Raw genomic sequence first — 19,622 nt, forward strand, 5'->3', positions numbered from 1 at the left:
TGTCGCAGAGAATAAAGGTAATAATTCAGGAGGATACATAAATGGCTTTATTTGAATCATATGAAAGAAGAATTGATAAAATCAATGAAGTATTAAACAGCTACGGCATTGCTTCACTGGAAGAAGCTGAGAAGATCACAAAAGATGCCGGACTGGACGTATACAATCAGATCAAAGGTATTCAGCCGATCTGTTTCGAGAATGCATGCTGGGCTTACATCACAGGTGCAGCTATCGCCATCAAGAAGGGCTGTGAGACAGCAGCAGACGCCGCAGCAGCCATCGGAGAGGGCCTGCAGGCTTTCTGTATTCCGGGATCCGTTGCTGACCAGCGTAAAGTAGGTCTTGGACATGGTAACCTTGGCAAGATGCTCCTTGAGGAGACAACAGACTGCTTCTGCTTCCTGGCTGGACATGAGTCCTTCGCAGCAGCAGAGGGTGCGATCGGTATCGCTGAGAAAGCAAACAAAGTGCGCAAGAAACCTCTCCGTGTTATCCTGAACGGACTTGGAAAAGACGCTGCAAAGATCATTTCCAGGATCAACGGTTTCACATATGTACAGACAGAGTACGACTACTTCACAGGCGAGCTGAAAGAAGTACAGAGAATTGCTTACTCTGACGGACTTCGCTCCAAAGTAAACTGCTACGGTGCAAACGACGTGCGCGAGGGTGTTGCCATCATGTGGAAAGAGGGCGTTGACGTTTCCATCACAGGTAACTCCACAAACCCGACACGTTTCCAGCATCCGGTTGCAGGAACATACAAAAAAGAGTGCGTAGAGGCAGGAAAGAAATACTTCTCCGTTGCATCTGGCGGTGGTACAGGACGTACACTTCACCCGGACAACATGGCTGCAGGACCGGCTTCCTACGGTATGACAGATACAATGGGACGTATGCATTCTGACGCTCAGTTTGCAGGATCCTCTTCCGTACCGGCTCACGTAGAGATGATGGGTCTGATCGGTGCAGGAAACAACCCGATGGTTGGTATGACTGTTGCAGTTGCCGTTTCTATTGAGGAAGCAAAGAAAGCCGGCAAATTCTAGGAAAAGATCAAAGTGGACTTCCCGGAGCAGCGCAGGCTGCGGGGAAGTCCTTTTTTCATGCTGATGAGAGTGGAGACAAATATTATGGAAAAGAAAAGAGCGTTCCTGATCAATATAGGCTATTATGGCTTTTTTGTGATCCTGCTGCTTCTGGCGGCCAGGTACCTGCTTCCGGTGCTGATGCCCTTTCTCGTGGCTTTTGTCCTGGCTTTCCTGATCCAGAGGCCGGCGGCGTGGATAGCACGGCGCCTGAGAGCTCCGAAGGGGAGACTTTCCGTGCTGCTGCTGGTCCTTGTCTATGTGGCCGTGTTTGGCGTTGCGTTTTCGGGAGGAGGAAGGGTGTTTGCCGTGATCCGGGAGTTTGTGATCGATGTGCCGGATATTTACCGCAGGGATATCCTGCCGCTTCTCAACTATGTGCTGGAGGGGGTGGCGGAGAACCTCTCGGAGGCGGATCCCTTCGTGTCGGCTCAGATCGAGAACAGTCTGCAGCAGGCGGTGCAGAGCATCGGGCAGATGGTGTCCGGCCTCTCGGTTACTCTCCTGCAGATGGTATCTGAATTTATTACAGGAGTTCCATCCGTACTGATACGTGTTGTGCTCACAGTCATCACATCCTTTTACATTTGTTCGGACTATGACAGGATCCTGGCCGCACTCTGGAGACTTCTGCCGGACAGATGGCAGAACCTGTGCAGGGATATCAAGCAATACGGGCTCAATATGATCCGGGTCTATATCCGGTCCTACTCCCTGTTGTTCCTTCTGACGTTTACAGAGCTGACCATAGGTTTTCTGATCTTTCAGATCCCACACTCGCTGCTAGTGGCCGTTCTGATCGCAATATTTGATATTCTGCCGGTTCTGGGAACAGGCGGCGTCCTGATCCCGTGGGCCGTGATCCTGGCGGTGATCGGGAATTATCCTCTGGCTGCGGGGATCCTGATCCTCTATGTCATCATCACGGTCGTCAGGAACTCTGTGGAGCCCAGGATCGTTGGCAAACAGATCGGACTTCATCCGCTGCTCACCCTGATCGCCATGTTCACTGGAGTCAGCCTGGCCGGTCTGCCGGGTCTGATCCTTCTGCCCATGGCAGTGATGATATTTGTCAATATGGAGAAGAACGGTGCGATCCATATATTCGGCGGCGTAAAAGAAGAAAACAGACAGGAAAGAGATTGAGGTGAAAAAATGCAGGTCAAAGCGATAACCCCGAGGGGATACTGTAAGGGCGTGGTCCGCGCCATAGAGATGGCCAAAAAGGCACAGAATGAAAAAAAGCCCATCGTGATCCTGGGCATGATCGTCCATAATAAGTATATTGTCGAGGCCCTCAAAGAGATGGGAATCGAGACCATCGATCATCCGGGCAAGACCCGTCTGGAACTTTTAGATGAGATCCAGGAAGGGACTGTGATCATTACAGCCCACGGAGCCGGAGACCAGGTGTTTAAAAAGGCGCGGGATAAAGGGCTCCATGTCATTGACGCGTCCTGTCTCGATGTCATCAAGACCCACAATGTGATCAAGACAAGGCTGAAGGAAGGAAGAGAAGTGCTGTACTTCGGGAAGGCCGGGCATCCGGAGGCCGAAGGAGCTGTCTCCATTGACAGCGACCGGGTCCATCTCATTACCTGCAAAGAGGATCTCCAGGCGATAGATCCGGGCAAGTCTTACGTCATCACAAATCAGACGACCATGTCCCTCTATGATGTCCGGGATCTGTGTGAGTATGCAGAGGCATCCCTTCCCCATGTGATCGTCGAGAAAGAGACATGCACGGCCACCAAGATCAGGCAGGAGGCCATCAAACATATGGATGAGGATATTGATATTGTATTTATCGTAGGCGATCCCCACTCCAACAACACGCAGAAGCTGGCTGCCATTGCAAGGGAGAAAAGGGAAGTCCACATGATCGAGAGCCTGGATGACCTGGATGTGGAGCTGCTGAAGGGAAAGAAAAAGGCGGCTGTCTCCTCAGGAGCTTCCACCCCCACCTATCTGACCAATCAGGTCATCCGGTTTCTTCAGCAGTTCGATGAAAACGTGCCGGCCACCTATCACAAGCCGTCCATTGATCTGCGCAAAATTCTTGACTGACACACGTGCTTTGGGCAAGTGTCAGGCGAAAAAGGGCGGCTTTTTGGCCTGGTCAGAGAAAGGGAACCTGATGAGAGAAAAAAATTACAATCTGGAACTGATACGTATGGTATCCTTTGTCCTGGTGATCGCCATACATGTGAGCAATTATTTTTGCCGCGGCTACGGGGAGATCCCTGAAAGGGAATATCTTTTTTCTCTTGTGGTGGATACCGCTGCGAGAGTGAGCGTGCCCTGCTTTTTTATGATCACCGGGGCGCTTCTCATGGGGAGGGATGAGCCCCTTGAAAAGCATGTGAAGAGACTTCTCAGATTTTTTACCGTACTTGTGGTGTGGAGCCTTGTCTACTATCTGTGGAATACCTTTTACATGAAATCGGAGTTTGATCTGCGGACCATTCTCTATGAGCCTGTGGAAGCACACCTGTGGTATCTGTATGCCATGATACCCATCTATCTTGTTCTGCCATTTCTGCAGGTGATGTGCAGGAACTTCAGCGAGAAGCTGGAGAAGGCTTTTTTTGTGGTGACAACAGGAACGGTGCTCGCCAATTATCTCCTGTGGCTGATGCATGGCGAATTTTACTACGATCCGCCTCTGATAGGGGACAGGGTCTATGTCTACTATCTGTACGCGGGATACTATCTCTATAAATACAAGGACCGTATCCGCCTCAGCCAGCCGGCGGCAATGGGGATCTGTCTGGCAAGTCTTGGGGCGGCCTTTGGCATTACGCTGGGGGCAACAGTAGCCCAGGCGGACCATTATGAGGGCGCACTGACCTACGGCATGCCTCTGATCGTGCTCGCGTCTGCCATGTTCTTCCTGTTTATGCTGCGGCTTGGAAGGGGAAAGATCCGGTTAGGGGAGAGGACAAAAAAGGTGATAGATCTTTTCTGCGGGTGCTCTTTTGGTATCTACCTGATCCACATCCTCTTTCTGGACAATTACAAAAAGCATATGGAACCTTATGATCTGTCTGCCTGGATCGCAGTGCCATCGCTTGTGGCGGGGATCGCCGCTGTTTCCTTTCTGTGTGTCTGGCTGATGAGGAAGACCAGGATCGGAAGGAAGATTACCTGATCTGCCGGCACGGTTTACCGCGTCGTTGATTGACAAGGACCGTCAGTCTTACTACAATAAAAGCAGCAGAAATGAGAAAGGGGGCAGGTGACCGGATGATACAATTAAACGAACAGGCCAAAGAATATATGGCAAAACTGGGGTGGAGTGATCTGGTGCTGAGTGTAGAGGAATACACCAGCTGATGTGCGCCTCCGTACAAGGAGATCGTGGTAAGTTTTACCCGAGAGGATAAGGGAGCCATGGAAGCAAAGGGCTATGTGGCAGGAAAGAGCGAGGTGGGATACGTGTATTACCCAGCGGAAGGGGTGAAGACTTCGGAGGAAATAGCTGTGAATTATATAGAATATCCTTGGCTTACCAGATTTGAAGTGGAAGGGATCGAGCCGTCGTAGAGCCGGCGGCAGGTGAAGGAGGGGGATGCTTTATGGACAGCCGGACTGTAATGGAGCTTGTGCTGGTCGCAGTACTTGCGGTTTTGGGCATTGCCATGACCGTCTGTGAGAGCAGGAGGGTGGCAGAGCCGACAACCGTGCAGACTACGCCTTACCGCTCTGTCCTGATCAGCGGGATGACAGCCGCTCTCGCAGCAACCGTGTTATTCGTGGCCGCACTGTGGGAGCATGCAGGGATGTACAGCATTCTGGCGGCCGGAGCAGCTAGAAAAAACTCTGTGCAGATGAAAGACAATGGATCTGCACAGAGTTTTTTTCTGTCACGTGGAGACGATGGTAAAATAGTATTTCCGGTCTCCCACAGTGACCCGGAAAACGGTGTCATCTTCTCTCTGAACGGATACATCCCCGGAGCTGATACAGAAGAGCCAGAGAGTGTCAATGTCGGCGTCGTGGCGCCTGGTGGAGCCCGCGTCCCACTGGACCAGATAGTCGTCCACAGGCAGCCGTGTCAGCAGGCCGTCCCTGGCAAATACAGTGGGGTTTAACCAGAAAATAAGCAGAAACAGCAGGATGGCTACGGCCAAAAGAAACAGCAGTCGTTTTTTCTTTGCCTTCATTTACACCGCCTCCTTGGAGAAAATGGATGCCTTTTTAACTATTTCAAAAAGATACTGACAACATCTTTCCGTATGATATAAAATTATAGCACAGAAAGAGGTGAAAGCGATGATCAATTACTTGGAAAATGCACAGAAGCTGGTCACGGACAGCGGGGGGGCTTGAGCTGGGGGCTGACCGGCTGGGAACAAGCAGGCTGGTGAAGTTGATGAAGAGCAGTTGAGAAAACAATTTCAAAAAACAATTGATAAAAAAACAAATTGACAGACAAGTATGTCCGGTGCTATACTTACTACCATAAACCGGAGACGGGGAAGTTGTATTGTCAAACGGTCTGCAGCGAATTCGGGATGGTGGAAGCCGAAGAGACGTCAGTGGCAGTAAGTGGGCCCCGGAGGGCGAAGTGAAAAGAAGAGGTCTGCATCTGAACAGTTTTTGCGGGCGGCTTCCCAGTAGCCGAGACGCAAGGCCAGCGTTAGTGGGCCAGGGATGTGATGGCATTCCGGCAGAGTGGGCATATCATATATGATTTGTCAAACAGGGTGGTACCGCAGGTTTTTACCTGTCCTTGAAGTGTTTTCAAGGACGGGTTTTTTTATTTTACAGGAAAGTCCTTCGGGCTCCACTGTTGCAGAAAATCTGTCAGCCGGGTGCACTAGGAAGACAGTCTGGAGGTGAGAAAATGGATGACAGCTTTATGCTCTATGACCTGAAGGTGGAAGTGATCGGGTCAGAGAAGCCCATGGTGTGCAGCCATAAGGAAGGAGATCATTTTCTGGTGATAGGAGAAAATCTTGTCTTTCCGGAAAACAATTCCTTTTCCATGTACGCCCTGAGCGCGCTGCTCCCCCTGCTGCCTGCGAAGCAGCGGGTGCTGGATCAGAACGACTGGATGCTCTCGGACAGCGTCATTGCCTGTCCGGACCCGAACTGCGGGGCGAGATTTAAGATCACCCGCATCGGGAAGAGAAAATTCAGTCACGGCGAGTGTACAGTGGAACCTCTGTACAGAGGGGAAGATTAAAGGACACAAAAAAGGAGAAGACAGACTATGACAGAGAAGATCGAACTTACAGACGGCTATAAGATAAACAGAGTGATCAACGGATGCTGGCAGCTCTCTGAGGGGCACACCATCAAGAATGATCTGGATTTTGGCGATGTGATGCGGGCCTTCCACATGCTGACCGAGAGAGGATTTACCACCTTTGACTGCGGCGACATCTACACAGGGGTGGAGGAGTTCCTGGGGAAATTCGTGCTGGAGCTGAAAAACGGCAGCGGCGTCTCCCCGGCAGACATCCAGATACACACGAAATACGTACCGGACCTGGATATGCTGGACAAAGTGGATTTCCAGTACACGGAAAAGATCATTGACAGGAGCCTTAAGAGGCTGAACAGGGATGTACTGGACATGGTGCAGTTCCACTGGTGGGATTACGATGTGCCGGGATGCGTGGAGACAGCCGGATATCTGTGCAGGCTGAAAGAGAAGGGGAAGATCCGCAACATCAGCGTCACCAATTTCGACACGGCTCATCTGGCAGAGCTGGTGGATGCGGGGATTCCTGTGGTCACAAGCCAGACCCAGTACTCTGTGTTCGACAGAAGGCCGGAGAAAGGATATCTGGATTACCTGAAGCAGCATCACATCCCCATGCTCTGCTACGGAACCCTGTCCGGCGGATTTCTGGCGGAGAGATGGATCGGAAAGAAGATGGAGGAGCCGGAGACAAGGTCCCAGGTGAAATACATGCAGGTCATCGAGGACTCCCTCGGCTGGGACGGGTATCAGCAGCTTCTCCTCATACTGAAGGAAATCGCTGATAAATACGGCGTAGGCATCTCCCAGGTGGCATCCCGGTATATCCTGAGCCAGGAGGGTGTGGGAGCCGCCATCATCGGCGTCAGGAACAGCCGCCACGTGGAGGCTAATATGGGGATATTCTCCTTTGAGCTCTCTGAGGAAGATATACAGAGGATACGGAGCTTCCTTAAGCAGTACCCCACAGTGGAGGGCGAGCCCTTCCAGCAGGAGAGGACCGTGGGGTCCAAGTACAGGAGCATCATGTGGATGAACCTGAGTGAGGAAGAGTAAGAGAATGTAACAGAATAAGGAACATGCGGAATAAACATTATAGAAGGAGGTATTTTTATGGAGCAGCAGAAAAACACGCAGACAAAAGAAAGACTGGAATTTCGCGGCGGATGGGCCATGGCTTTTCTGCCGGTGGTGATCTTCCTCTTTTTCTGTATCCTCTATTTTGTCGTCTTTAAGGCGTTTGAGATGTACGCGCTGGCCATGGGAGCCTTTGTGGGGCTTCTCGTGGGGGCCATGTTTGTGAAAAAGGGACAGTATGACCGTTTCTGGGAGGCGGTCTATGAGGGGGCCAAGGAAGCGGTGTCCATCGGTATCCTCCTTCTGATCATCGGCATGTTTGCCTCCATGATCAAGGCGGCTGATATCTCCTCCGGCTTTGTATGGCTGGCAGATTATTTCCATGTGAGCGGCGGGCTCTTTACGGCATTTACCTTTTTCGCTGTCTGCGTCATTGCCACTGCCACTGGCTCCTCCCTGGGGACCATGTTTACCTGCTTCCCCATCTTTTACCCGGCAGGCATCCTGCTGGGGAGCAACGCGCCGGTGCTGGCCGGGGCCATCGTGGGCGGCGCTATCTTCGGTGACAATCTGGCGCCTATATCGGACACCACCATCATCTCAGCCGGGACCCAGGAGTACAGGAACCGGCCGGGTACAGCGGATGTGGGAGGATGCGTGTCCACCCGCCTGAAATATTCCCTTGTGGCAGCCACGCTGTCCTTTGTCCTGTTCTGGGCGTTCGGCGGAGGCGGGACCGCAGGGACAGGAGGAGAGGAGATCCTGGCGGGAAATATGAACCCGTCCACCCTGATCATGCTCATACCTGTGGCAGTCATGCTGGTGCTTGCGGTGAAGACGAGAAACATTTACAAGGCCATCACAGCCGGCATCCTTCTGGGCACAGTGATCGGCCTGGCATCCAGACTTCTCACCTTTGCCGATGTGATCTCCATTCAGGACGGGGTTCCGGCAGGCTTTCTGACAGACGGCATCAGCGGTATGATGGCTACAGTAGTTCTGGTGCTCTCCGTGTACGGCATCATGGGCGTGCTCACGGCAGCAGGCGTTCTGGACCGTATCGCGGAGGTAATCCTGCAGGGCCGCCTCGGAAAGAGCGCGAGAGGCGCGGAGGTGGCCATGATGCTTGGCATCTCGGTCACCACCCTGATCTTTGGCGGCGTGACCAGCGCCTCCATGGCGACCTTTGGAAAGATACAGAATGAGATCGGCAAGCGGGCCGGGCTCCATCCCTACCGCCGGGCCAACCTGCTGGACGGCTTCGCCAATGCCATTGTGCTGAACGTTCCCTTCCTCAGCGTGTTTGTCTTCATAGGGACCTCCCTGACAGAGGGCTACGACATGGCGGCGCCCCTCACCGTCACACAGGTGGGAGGCAGCATGTTCTACAGCATGATGCTGTTCCTCGTTCTCCTTTTCTCTGTCATCACAGGATGGGGCAGAGACTTTGAGGGTGAGAACGGCGAGCCTGTGAGGGGGAAGAGCGGGATAATGTCCGGGGCAGCTGGAAGAGTGATGAAATTTGAATAAGCGTGGAGACATCTTTGGATCTTCGATGAACGGATGCTCATAGTCAATAACCGCAAGGATTTACATGATATATGCAAACCCTGCGGTTATTGACTTTGTAAAAACAAAGGCTATTGATCGATCAATATATCAGCAGGCAGTTGGTGCGCCTGATTTCCGAAAGTATATCTCTGGTGGAGATGGTCAGCTCGCTTTTCAGTTTGGAATCCTCCTTTAAGGGACTTAAGGAAAAGATAACCTTAAAAGAGGTTGGACTGCGGAGCGATTCGGAAAGTCCTAATAAGAGGCCGTTGGATGTTCCGTGTGTATGAAAGGGAGATTTCGCATAAATATAGATTTGATCCGAAACATTATGTGGATTATCCAGCCGCATTGTCACATGCGAATCATAATAGTTTATGCTTCCATAATAAATGAAAGCTGATTTTGAATAGTTTTTAGTGCTTTCAATATCGTAATATAAAATGATTTTGTCGCTGGCTTTTCCTGTTTCGTATTTATCTTTTACGATCTTCAGGGCACAATCATAAAATTTTTTGTCCACTCCGAAATAGGAATACATATAAAAGAGATCCGACTGCTGAAAGAAATTGCCGGATGAAAGGAAATTGGTATTCGTCGGAGCTACTGACCTGTCGAAATCCACAAGCTGATTAACCGTAATATTCAAAGCGTCTGCGATTTCAAAAAGAGTTTCTATATCTAATACAATTTTTCCGGATTCATATTTTGACAATGTGGAAGGACTTTTTAATATAAGCTTGGAAAATTCTTCTAACGAAAGATGGCGTTGTCTGCGGAAAAATTTAATTCTTTCTCCAATTTTCTGACTTACTGACACAAAAATCACCCTTTTTAACAATAATATCTAGTTTTTGTTGGAACGTTGATGTGTTTTATTATTTTATCTGTGAATTGACAAAAATACAACAAAGATTGCTTTAAAATGCTTGTGAAAGTAAAAATAATTAAAAAACAGGTTTATTTTAAATTTTAATAGAAAAAAACGATAAAAAATTTCGTTTAAAGAAAAAAATAATAAATAAAGCGGATTTTAAGGAGAATTTTGGCGAATAGAAAAGGAACAAAAGTTTGTTTATAATATAACAAAGATCTTTAAAACATCCTTTTGAAAAGTATAACTGCAGATATGCAAAGAGGAATCACAACACAGAAAAGGAAAGTGAGATACGAGAGAAGGAGGAATGTGATATGGAGCAGAACACCCAGGCAGGATATAAGAAAAACAGAATTATCATTCTGTTGATTGCGCTGGCAGGAATGAGTGTTTATCTTTTGCCATATTTTCGCAGCTACTATTATGATGCGTATTTAGCATACTTTGGTATTAATGATATGCAGATGGGTATGCTGGGAAGTGCATATGGAGCATTGGCAATCGTAGGATACTGTTTAGGAGGCTGGGTAGCTGACCGGGCCCCGCTGAAGATTGTTGTCCCGGGATCTCTGATCGTAACAGGAGTAGCTGGATTAATTCTTCTTTTAAAACCGCCATTTCCTGTACACGTAGCTGTTTACGCAATATGGGGAATCACGACAATACTGACCTTCTGGAATCCCCTGATGAAGGTTCTGCGCAGTTTAAGCCGGCCGGAAGAGCAGGCAAGAGGCTATGCTCTGTTTGACATGGGGCGGGGCATTTTAAACTTCGCCTCAGGTATTGTGATCATGGCAGCTTTTACTGCGGCCTGTCGCGTGGTAGGTGATCATGCAGGTATGACCGGACTTATCATATTTTATGATCTAGAGGCCATTATCGTAGGTGTTATTTGCTACTTTGCACTCAGGAACAGACTGCCTGACTTTACAAAGGAGAAAGGCGAGAAAAAGACCAACTTTGGACGGGAAGTGCTTCATGCGCTTAAAATGCCTACAACCTGGATGCTGGTCATCATCATGTTTGCTACATATGGTGTTATTATAAGCTATACATATGTTGTGCCTTACTGTACAGCGGCCTTCGGCATGTCAGCAGCTTTGGCAGGTATTATGGGATATGCGGCAAATGGATTCCGATTTGCAGGCTGTTGGATCGGCGGCCAGATAGCGGACCGAAAGGGACTGTCTGCCATGATGCTGGCTGATATAGCGCTGATGATGGTTGGTGTGGCCGGTCTGATGCTGATGCCTCAGTCCATGAATTATATGTGGCTGCTGATTTTGTTTATCGCTATTTTATGTATGTCCATGTATTCGGCCCAGGCTTTACACTATGCTGTTATGGAGGAAGGCAGCTATCCGGTTGAGACAATGGGCGCGGCAACATTTATCATAACGCCGCTTGGCTATGGCGCTGAAAGCGTAATGCCCCTGTTTAACGGATGGTGTCTTTCAACTTTCGATGGTGTACTTGGATACCGTTACATGTTTGGCGGCTTTTTGGTGCTTCTTGCTATTGGATTTATCGCCTGTCTCATTTTCAGAGCATGTACAAAGGAGCGTAGAGCTGAGCTTGCACGGCTGAGAAAAGAAGACAAAAACAAGTAACTTTTGAACATCTTTTTATCTGGAAAGGAATGGAGGAAAGAAAAATGTTAGATCAACAGAGAGTGCAGAATGTAATCAGCAACATGAAAACAGTGGGATTAAAACAGATTCTGGTGGGAGATGATCCGTCTATTTTTTATCTGACCGGACGCTTCGTAAATCCTATGGAAAGATGCGGAGCCATTTTGATCAAGGACAACGGTGAAATACATGCTTTTATGAATAACCTGTTCTGCTTTGATCCGATGGACGGCATGACAATGCATTACTATGCGGATGGAGAAAATCCATATGCACTTATAGCGAAGGAGCTGGAGCCGGGAAAAGTAGGTTTTGACAAAAACTGGGCCTCAAAGCATACAATCTCTGTTCTGCAGGAAAGAGATGACCTCATTCCTGTAATTGGCTCGGATTGTGTAGACTGGTGCAAGGCCAGGAAGGACGAGAAGGAGAGAGAGCTTCTGAGGCAGGCGGCCCGGGTAAATGATATGGCTGTTGAGTTTGCCATCAACCATATTGATCCCGCTTTAGATGAAAAACAGCTTTCCGACATGATCGAGGAATTCTTTGAAGAGCATGGCGCTGTGCAGGATATGCAGCTTCAATATGTTTGCTACGGGAAAAATGCGGCTGAGCCGCATCACGGAGCGGTTGCGGGAGAAACGTTAAAAGAAGGCGATGCCGTTCTGTTTGATCTGTGGGCTCCGATCAATAATTACTGGTGCGATATGACAAGGACTGTATTCTATAAATCTGTCACAGAAGAACACAGGAAGGTATACGAAATTGTCAAAAAGGCTCAGCAGGCAGCAATAGATTTTGTAAAGCCGGGTGTGAAAATGTCTGACATTGATGCGGTTGCCAGGAAAGTCATATCTGATGCCGGATATGGGGACAAATTCCTCACACGTACAGGTCACGGCGTTGGCATGACCGTTCATGAGCCGCCGGAGGCAAGTGCTTCATGTGATCTCATCGCTGAGCCGGGCATGTGTTTCTCTATCGAGCCAGGTATCTACTTAAAGGATGATGTGGGTGTAAGGATCGAGGATCTCGTCATAGTGACAGAAGATGGCTGTGAAGTGTTGACAAAATATCCAAAAGACCTGCAAATTGTAGGAAATGATTAAATAATGAGCAAGGAAAACCCCGGAGGTCTGGCACACCTCCGGGGTTTTCCTTTTGCATGTCCCTCCTCAAATCTACCGCATCTGCCCGTACAGCTTCACCAGCTCCATGAGTATGTCCACAGCCTGGTCCATGCCCTCCACAGTGGTATGCTCGTAGGGGCCGTGGTAGGCGTGGCCGCCGGTTCCCAGGTTGGGACAGGGCAGTCCCATGAAGCTGAGCTGGCACCCGTCCGTGCCGCCCCGGATGGGCAGGACCCGGGGCGTGACGCCTGCAAGCTGGCAGGCCTTCCTGGCGTTCTCGATGAGGTGCATGCAGTCCGCGATGACGCTGGCCATATTTTTGTACTGGTCCGTGATGGTGAGCCTGACCGTGCCCGGCCCCCACTTCTCGTTCAGGTTTTTCTCGATCAGGCGGAGAGTGCGCTTTCTCGCCTCAAAGAGGTGCTCGTCGTGGTCCCGGACAATGTAGTGGAGCTGGGCGGAAGCCACATCTCCGGACATGCCCGTGAGATGGTAGAAGCCCTCGTAGTCCTCCGTGCCTCTGGGAGTCTCCATGCCGGGCAGCAGCTGGTTGATCTCCATGGCCACCAGGGAGGCGTTGATCATGGTGTCCTTGGAGGAGCCGGGGTGGACCGCAAAGCCGGTGATCTCAAAGTCTGCCTTGCAGGCGTTGAAGTTCTCGTACTGGATCTCCCCTTCCGTGTCCCCGTCCAGGGTGTAGGCGTAGTCCGCCCCAAAGCCCTCCACGTCGAAACGGGAGGTGCCGGCGCCGATCTCCTCGTCCGGGGTGAAGGCGATACAGATGGCGCCGTGGGGGATGCTCTCGTCCTGCAGGCGCTCTGCCATGGTGAGGATCTCGGCAATGCCGGCCTTGTCGTCCACGCCCAGCACCGTATTTCCGTCAGAGCTGATGAGGGTGCGCCCCGCCAGGTCCGGCAGGTGGGGGAAATCCTTCACAGTAAGCGTGCGCCCGCTTGTGCCCAGGGGCAGATCCTTCCCGTCATAGTTCTCGTGGAGAACGGGTCGGATGGGGGCGCTGCAGTAGTCGCTGACTGTGTCCATGTGGGCGATAAACCCAATCCTGGGGCAGCTTTCATACCCCGGCGTGGCGGGGATGCGGCCGTACACGTAGCAGTGCTCGTCCAGGCGCACGTCCTGGATGCCAAGGGCCGTCATCTCCTCTGTCAGGAGCTTTGCCAGGTCAAACTGGCAGGCGCTGGAGGGGGATGTGCCGCTGCCCTCGTCGCTGGGGGTGGGGATGACCACATATCTTAAGAGTCTTTCAAAGGCTTTCATGAGCTTTCCTTCCTTTCCTTGTCTGTGTCATAGCAGCAGGCTGCCTCTTTATTCTAGCTCTGGAATGCAGGGGCGTCAAGCGGGCAAAACAGGGCGAACAGAAAAGATAAAAATTCGTCAAAAGCTATTGCATTTTAGCCATAGCTATGTATAATAGAGAAGGTTCATTAATTTTTAACGAAAAGTATAGTATTAGAAAACAGGAGGCGCACAGGTGGATATTGGAAAAAAATTGAAAGAACTTCGTCTGCAGAACGACCTGACCCTGGGAGACCTGGCATCCAGGAGCGAGCTGACAAAGGGATTTCTGTCCCAGGTGGAGAGGAACCTGACGACCCCCAGCATTGCCACTCTGGAGGATATTCTGGAAGCCCTGGGCAGCAGTCTGTCTGAATTTTTCCGGGAGGAGGAAGAAAAGCAGATCGTCTTTCCGACAGAGGATTTCTTTGTGGATGAGCAGGAGGACTGCACCATCGAGTGGATCGTCCCCAATGCCCAGAAGAACCAGATGGAACCCATCATTCTGACGCTGCACCCGCGCAAAAAGAGCCAGGTCATGTCCGCCTACCAGGGGCAGGAATTCGGATATGTGCTCAAGGGGAGCGTGACCATTGTACAGGGAGGCAAGAAGTACAGGGTGAAGGCGAAGGAGACCTTCTACCTGGACGGGACCACAAGCCATTATCTGTACAACCACGGCAGCAGTGATGCCAGAGTGCTCTGGATCACCACGCCGCCCATGTTTTAGCATGTTCTTACAGGAAGGAGAAGTGAGATGGAAGAGAAAAAACTGATAGAGTTCCGCAATATTGTAAAGAATTTTGACGGACAGATCGTTCTGAAGGGGATCAACCTTGATATATACGAAAATGAATTTGTCACCCTGCTGGGGCCCAGCGGATGCGGAAAAACTACCCTGCTGCGCATCCTGGGAGGATTTCTGGATGCGGACGAGGGTTCTGTCATCTTTGACGGGGAGGAGATAAGCAAAAAGCCGCCCTACGAGAGGGAGCTGAACACCGTGTTCCAGAAATACGCCCTTTTCCCCCATCTGAGTGTGTATGAAAATATCGCCTTTGGGCTGAAGATCAAGAAGATGAGCAAGGACGTCATCGACCAGAAGGTGATGAAGATGTTGAAGCTCATCGGCCTGGAGGGCTTTGAGGACAAGAATACCACCCTTCTGTCCGGCGGACAGCAGCAGAGGGTGGCCATTGCCAGGGCCCTTGTAAACGAGCCCAAGGTCCTGCTTCTTGACGAGCCACTGGCCGCCCTGGACTTAAAGCTCCGAAAGGAGATGCAGTACGAGCTGAAAAGAATCCAGCAGGAGGTAGGGATCACCTTTATCTTCGTCACTCACGACCAGGAGGAGGCCCTGACCATGTCTGACAAGATCGTGGTCATGAAGAACGGAGAGATCCAGCAGGTGGGAAGCCCCCAGGATATCTACAATGAGCCTGCCAACCGGTTTGTGGCCAACTTTATCGGGGAGAGCAACGTCATCCCGGCAGTCATGCCGGAGGACTACAAGGTGCGCTTTGACGACATCACCTTTGACTGTGTGGATTTTGGCTTCAAGGAAAATGAACCCGTGGACGTGGTCATCCGTCCCGAGGATATCGACATTGTGGATGTGAAGGACGGCAAGATGACAGGCGAGGTGTTGAGCGTGCTCTTTAAGGGCGTGCACTATGAGATCATGGTGGAGACCGTGCCCGGTACCAGCGTGACAGTCAACATGCGCGTCATAAGGAACCAGGATGTAAAGAGCGAGGACGGCAGAGAGATGATCAGCGCCAACGACTTCTATGTGGATATCGACGATGTGGAGGCACTGGACGACAAGGAGATCATCGCCCTGTCCAACGCCCAGGCATGGGATCCGGAGACGGACGAGTATATTTCCATCGCAAAGGTGGAGTACAGTCTGGAGAAAGAAGAAGGAAAGTACCCGGTTACCTTTGCCACATCCAGCGGAACAAGTATCGAGAAGACCATCTACGTGGTGGACCAGCCCTTTGTCAAGAACGAGAAGGCAAACGAGGGTGTCATGGCCTTCAACTTCTTCAAGACTGTGGACGAGATCACAGAGTCCCAGGCTCTTGACACAGATCTGAAGACCTGGGCCGGCGCACAGGGATGGAAGCTGAGCAACGAGGATGAGTCTGTGGATCTTGGCGTGGACTATGATTTCGAGCCGGAGAACGTAAAAGAAGGCGTCTACCAGATCACCTTCTCCACAACAGGCCGGGAGTTCAAGATTCATACGACAGATTACACGGAAGAGGGACAGGAGGTGGGTCTTACCTTCTTCCCGGAGGATATCCATGTCATGTCCAGGGAGGTATTTTAAATGAAAAGATTTTCAACACTGGCAGTGCCCTACATTGTGTGGGCCGCGCTGATGCTGGTGCTTCCCATGGCGCTGATCGCCATGTACTCCTTCATGGAGCCGGGAAACAGCATCATATCTTTTTCCTTTACGCTGGAACACTACATTAAGTTCTTCACGGATCCGGATTTCCTCCTGATCCTGTGGCGTTCCCTTTTGATCGCTGTGAAGACCACCATTATCTGCCTGATCCTTGGCTATCCTGTGGCTTACTTTATCGCCAGGAGCAGTGAGAAAGTACAGAATGTGCTGATCCTGTGCATCACCATTCCCATGTGGATCAACATGCTTGTGCGTACTTACGCCTGGATCGGCCTTCTCAGCGAGGGAGGTCTTATCCAGCGCATTCTGGGGATCTTCGGGCTGGGAGATATGGAGCTTCTCTACACGGAGGGGTCTGTGCTTCTTGGCATGGTCTACAACTTCCTGCCTTTTATGATCCTGCAGATCCAGACGTCCCTGTCCAAGATGGACCACTCCCTTCTGGAGGCCAGCGCGGATCTGGGGGCCAGCCCGGTGCAGACATTCAGGCGGGTGACCCTGCCTCTCTCCCTGCCCGGCGTTATCAACGGCATCACGCTTGTATTCCTGCCTGCAGTCAGCTCCTTCTTTATCCCGAAGCTGCTGGGCGGAGGACAGTATTTCCTCATCGGAAATATGATCGAGAACCAGTTCATCACAGTAGGTGAGTGGAACTTCGGAAGCGCCATATCCATGATCATGGCCATTATCATGATGCTGATGATGATGGCGGTGCGCAAGATCGAGATTCGCAACCAGGGAGGAAAGGGGGAGAGAGCATGAAAAAGAACAGGCGTCCTTTCGGGAAGATCCTGATGATCCTGGCGATCGCATTTTTCTATCTTCCCATCCTTTACATGATCGTCTTCTCCTTCAACGAAGGAAAATCGCTGACCAGCTTTACAGGTTTTTCCCTGCGATGGTATCAGCACATGCTGGAGTCAAATGACATGATGACGGCCCTCTACACCACCTTCAGCGTGGCCATCATTGCAACGCTGGTTTCCACAGTGGTGGGTACGGTGGCGGCCATCGGACTTTCCAGCTCAAGGAAGATTGTGCGCAATGTCATGGAGCAGGTAAACAATCTCCCCATGATGAACCCGGAGATCGTGACAGCCATCGGTTTTATGCTTCTTTTCATCACATTCAATGTGGAGAAGGGCTACATGACCATGCTGCTGGCCCACATTGCTTTCTGTATCCCTTATGTCATGCTGTCCGTCATGCCAAAGATCCGATCCCTGGATCCCAACCTGGCGGACGCGGCCATGGACCTGGGAGCCACCCCGTTCAAGGCGCTGACAAAAGTCATTGTGCCCCAGATCACCCCGGGCATCGTCTCAGGCGCGCTGATCGCCTTCACCATGTCTGTGGATGATTTCATCATCTCCTACTTTGTGACAGGGCGGGGCGTGAAGAACCTGAGCATTGTGGTCTACACTATGAGCAAGCGCGTCAATCCCAGCATCAACGCGGTGTCCACTCTGGTGGTGGTGATCATCACCGTGGTGCTCCTTATCATCAACATTGCCCCTGTCATTGCGGCAAAGAGAAGCAGGAAGGCGGAGATGGGCAGAAAGAGAAAGGTGGTGCCGGTTCTGGCAGTCTGCTTTGCCCTGGTAGTCGGACTTTTTGCCTTCCGGGCAGGAGGGGGAGCCGGCGGAGACCGTCCTTTTGAGGGGCAGACACTGCACATCTACAACTGGGGTGAGTACACCGGCGAAAATATCATCGGTGATTTCGAGGAGGCCACAGGGGCTACTGTGGTCATGGAGAACTTTGACTCCAATGAGCAGATGTACATCAAGGTGGCAAACGGAGAGTCCTACGACCTTCTTGTACCCAGCGACTACATGATCCAGCGGCTGATCCAGGAGGGATATCTGCAGAAGCTGGACAAATCCAAGCTGGACTGCTTTGACAAGCTTTCCGGCGATGTCCTGGGGCTGCCATATGATCCTGACAACGACTATTCTGTTCCCTATTTCTGGGGCACAGTGGGCATTGTGTACGATAAGACAAAGGTGGACATCGAGGATCTGAAGAGAGAAGGATACAACATTTTCCTGGATGAAAAGTACAAGGGAGATGTGTACCTGTACGACTCAGAGAGAGATTCCTTTATGATGGCGCTGAAAGCTCTTGGTTATTCCATGAACACGGAGAACGAGGCGGAGCTTCAGGAGGCCTACGACTGGCTGGTACAGTGTGTGGAGACCATGGACACGGAGATCGTTACAGATGAGATCATCGACAACATGGCACAGGGAAGGAAGGCGCTTGGCCTGATCTACTCCGGAGACGCCACCTATGTCATGGCGGAGAATGAGGACATGGGCTACTATATGCCGGAGACCGGCACAAACCTCTGGTCCGATGCCATGGTCATCCCCAAGAACGCGAAAAATCCGGATCTGGCCCACGCGTTCATCAACTTCGCCAGCGACTACGACGGGGCCTACGACAACTCCAGCTACGTGGGCTACACCTCCGCCAACCAGGAGGTTATGGAGGTGCTGTCCGGGGAGGGCGGCGACTATGAGGGTATCAACGCCTACATCCCCAGATCAGGCAATGAGAACGACGAAGTGTTTGTGTACAATGAAAATACAAAGAAGATCATCAGCGACCTGTGGAGCCGTGTGAAGATTGCCGCCAGCAACGCAGGTTAGAAAAAGGAGGAACATGACAGCATGAAGGTATTAATGATCAATGGAAGTCCTCACGCAAAGGGCAACACGGCTGTTGCTCTGGAAGAGATGAAGAAGGTATTTGACGCAGAAGGGATCGAGGCGGAGATCCTCCATATCGGAAACAAGGATATAAGGGGATGCATCGCCTGCCGCTCCTGCCACAACACAGGAAAATGTGTCTTTGACGACTTTGTCAATGAGACGGCGGCGAAATTCGAGGCGTGCGACGGCCTTGTTGTGGGAAGCCCTGTGTATTATGCTTCCGCCAACGCCACGCTCATCGCTTTCCTTGACAGGCTGTTCTACAGCACCCATTTTGAAAAGAGAATGAAAGTGGGAGCCAGCGTGGTAGTAGCCAGAAGAGGAGGCCTGTCCGCCACCTTTGACGAGCTGAACAAGTATTTTACCATCTGTGGCATGCCGGTGGCTTCCAGCCAGTACTGGAACAGTGTCCACGGCCAGATGCCGGGCGAGGCGCTGGAAGATGCAGAAGGGCTGCAGACCATGCGGACCCTTGCGGCCAATATGTCTTTCCTTATGAAGAGCATTGCTCTTGGGAAGGAAAAGTATGGACTGCCGGAAAAAGAAGAGAGCATACACACGAATTTTGTGCGTTAGCAGGCGCCGGCAAATGTGCCAGAGCAAAGAAAGTGCATATTTTGTCGAAAG

The 19,622-nt window shown here is 51.1% G+C and carries 17 protein-coding genes and 1 pseudogene; 15 read left to right on the forward strand and 3 right to left on the reverse strand.

Annotated elements, in window-relative coordinates:
* Window positions 1-41: 41 nt before the first annotated feature.
* The 5 genes from INF30_RS01065 (at window position 42) to INF30_RS01085 (ending at window position 4,637) form a co-directional block, all read left to right on the forward strand.
* Window positions 42-1,052 carry a GGGtGRT protein gene (locus tag INF30_RS01065; protein ID WP_033125473.1) on the forward strand — a complete coding sequence of 337 codons (1,011 nt, stop codon included), beginning with the start codon at window positions 42-44 and terminating at the stop codon, window positions 1,050-1,052.
* A gap of 84 nt (window positions 1,053-1,136) precedes the next feature.
* Window positions 1,137-2,237: a sporulation integral membrane protein YtvI gene (gene ytvI, locus INF30_RS01070; RefSeq protein ID WP_226393959.1), complete on the forward strand. Its 1,101-nt coding sequence runs from the start codon at window positions 1,137-1,139 to the stop codon at window positions 2,235-2,237.
* A gap of 9 nt (window positions 2,238-2,246) precedes the next feature.
* A complete protein-coding gene (locus INF30_RS01075; RefSeq protein ID WP_226393960.1) occupies window positions 2,247-3,158 on the forward strand; it encodes a 4-hydroxy-3-methylbut-2-enyl diphosphate reductase in 912 nt (303 codons plus the stop codon).
* A 70-nt stretch (window positions 3,159-3,228) separates the two neighbouring features.
* Window positions 3,229-4,242, forward strand: coding sequence for an acyltransferase (locus INF30_RS01080; RefSeq protein WP_226393961.1), 1,014 nt, complete (start codon window positions 3,229-3,231; stop codon window positions 4,240-4,242).
* Window positions 4,243-4,451: 209 nt separating this feature from the next.
* Window positions 4,452-4,637, forward strand: coding sequence for a hypothetical protein (locus INF30_RS01085; protein ID WP_157888405.1), 186 nt, complete (start codon window positions 4,452-4,454; stop codon window positions 4,635-4,637).
* Window positions 4,638-4,957: 320 nt separating this feature from the next.
* On the opposite strand, the gene INF30_RS01090 is transcribed toward INF30_RS01085, so the two are convergent.
* Entirely contained in the window at window positions 4,958-5,257 is a 300-nt protein-coding gene (locus INF30_RS01090) for a hypothetical protein (protein ID WP_226393962.1), read from the reverse strand.
* 683 nt (window positions 5,258-5,940) lie between these two features.
* Between INF30_RS01090 and INF30_RS01095 the strand changes: the two genes are divergently transcribed.
* From INF30_RS01095 to INF30_RS01105, 3 genes are read left to right on the forward strand one after another with little or no spacing between them, the layout of a single operon-like run.
* Window positions 5,941-6,282, forward strand: a complete 342-nt coding sequence (locus tag INF30_RS01095; protein WP_087172952.1) for a TIGR04076 family protein — start codon at window positions 5,941-5,943, stop codon at window positions 6,280-6,282.
* 27 nt (window positions 6,283-6,309) lie between these two features.
* Entirely contained in the window at window positions 6,310-7,359 is a 1,050-nt protein-coding gene (locus INF30_RS01100; RefSeq protein WP_226393963.1) for an aldo/keto reductase, read from the forward strand.
* A 57-nt stretch (window positions 7,360-7,416) separates the two neighbouring features.
* On the forward strand, window positions 7,417-8,910 hold the full coding sequence (locus tag INF30_RS01105; protein WP_226393964.1) for a Na+/H+ antiporter NhaC family protein: 1,494 nt from the start codon (window positions 7,417-7,419) through the stop codon (window positions 8,908-8,910).
* Window positions 8,911-9,031: 121 nt separating this feature from the next.
* On the opposite strand, the gene INF30_RS01110 is transcribed toward INF30_RS01105, so the two are convergent.
* Window positions 9,032-9,751 carry a helix-turn-helix domain-containing protein gene (locus tag INF30_RS01110; RefSeq protein WP_226393965.1) on the reverse strand — a complete coding sequence of 240 codons (720 nt, stop codon included), beginning with the start codon at window positions 9,749-9,751 and terminating at the stop codon, window positions 9,032-9,034.
* A gap of 371 nt (window positions 9,752-10,122) precedes the next feature.
* On the opposite strand from INF30_RS01110, the gene INF30_RS01115 reads away from it, so the two are divergent.
* Both INF30_RS01115 and INF30_RS01120 read left to right on the forward strand, forming a co-directional pair.
* Window positions 10,123-11,418: an MFS transporter gene (locus tag INF30_RS01115; RefSeq protein WP_226393966.1), complete on the forward strand. Its 1,296-nt coding sequence runs from the start codon at window positions 10,123-10,125 to the stop codon at window positions 11,416-11,418.
* Window positions 11,419-11,462: 44 nt separating this feature from the next.
* Complete coding sequence (locus INF30_RS01120) at window positions 11,463-12,548, forward strand: M24 family metallopeptidase (RefSeq protein ID WP_226393967.1); 1,086 nt, start codon at window positions 11,463-11,465, stop codon at window positions 12,546-12,548.
* A gap of 72 nt (window positions 12,549-12,620) precedes the next feature.
* On the opposite strand, the gene pepT is transcribed toward INF30_RS01120, so the two are convergent.
* Window positions 12,621-13,844, reverse strand: coding sequence for a peptidase T (pepT, locus tag INF30_RS01125; RefSeq protein ID WP_226393968.1), 1,224 nt, complete (start codon window positions 13,842-13,844; stop codon window positions 12,621-12,623).
* Window positions 13,845-14,058: 214 nt separating this feature from the next.
* Between pepT and INF30_RS01130 the strand changes: the two genes are divergently transcribed.
* The 5 genes and pseudogenes from INF30_RS01130 (at window position 14,059) to INF30_RS01150 (ending at window position 19,571) form a co-directional block, all read left to right on the forward strand.
* On the forward strand, window positions 14,059-14,592 hold the full coding sequence (locus INF30_RS01130) for a helix-turn-helix domain-containing protein (RefSeq protein WP_087172956.1): 534 nt from the start codon (window positions 14,059-14,061) through the stop codon (window positions 14,590-14,592).
* A 27-nt stretch (window positions 14,593-14,619) separates the two neighbouring features.
* Window positions 14,620-15,708 (forward strand): annotated as a pseudogene (locus tag INF30_RS14580) (ABC transporter ATP-binding protein); the annotation flags it as partial.
* A gap of 489 nt (window positions 15,709-16,197) precedes the next feature.
* Window positions 16,198-17,040 (forward strand): ABC transporter permease, encoded by an 843-nt coding sequence (locus INF30_RS01140; RefSeq protein WP_226393969.1) that lies wholly within the window; start codon window positions 16,198-16,200, stop codon window positions 17,038-17,040.
* Window positions 17,037-18,932 carry an extracellular solute-binding protein gene (locus tag INF30_RS01145; RefSeq protein WP_226393970.1) on the forward strand — a complete coding sequence of 632 codons (1,896 nt, stop codon included), beginning with the start codon at window positions 17,037-17,039 and terminating at the stop codon, window positions 18,930-18,932. Before INF30_RS01140 ends, INF30_RS01145 begins: the two co-directional genes overlap by 4 nt.
* Before the next feature lie 21 nt (window positions 18,933-18,953).
* Window positions 18,954-19,571, forward strand: a complete 618-nt coding sequence (locus tag INF30_RS01150) for a flavodoxin family protein (RefSeq protein ID WP_076777532.1) — start codon at window positions 18,954-18,956, stop codon at window positions 19,569-19,571.
* Window positions 19,572-19,622: the final 51 nt, after the last annotated feature.

The sequence above is a fragment of the Claveliimonas monacensis genome, from assembly GCF_014982975.1.
GTDB lineage: Bacteria > Bacillota > Clostridia > Lachnospirales > Lachnospiraceae > Claveliimonas > Claveliimonas monacensis.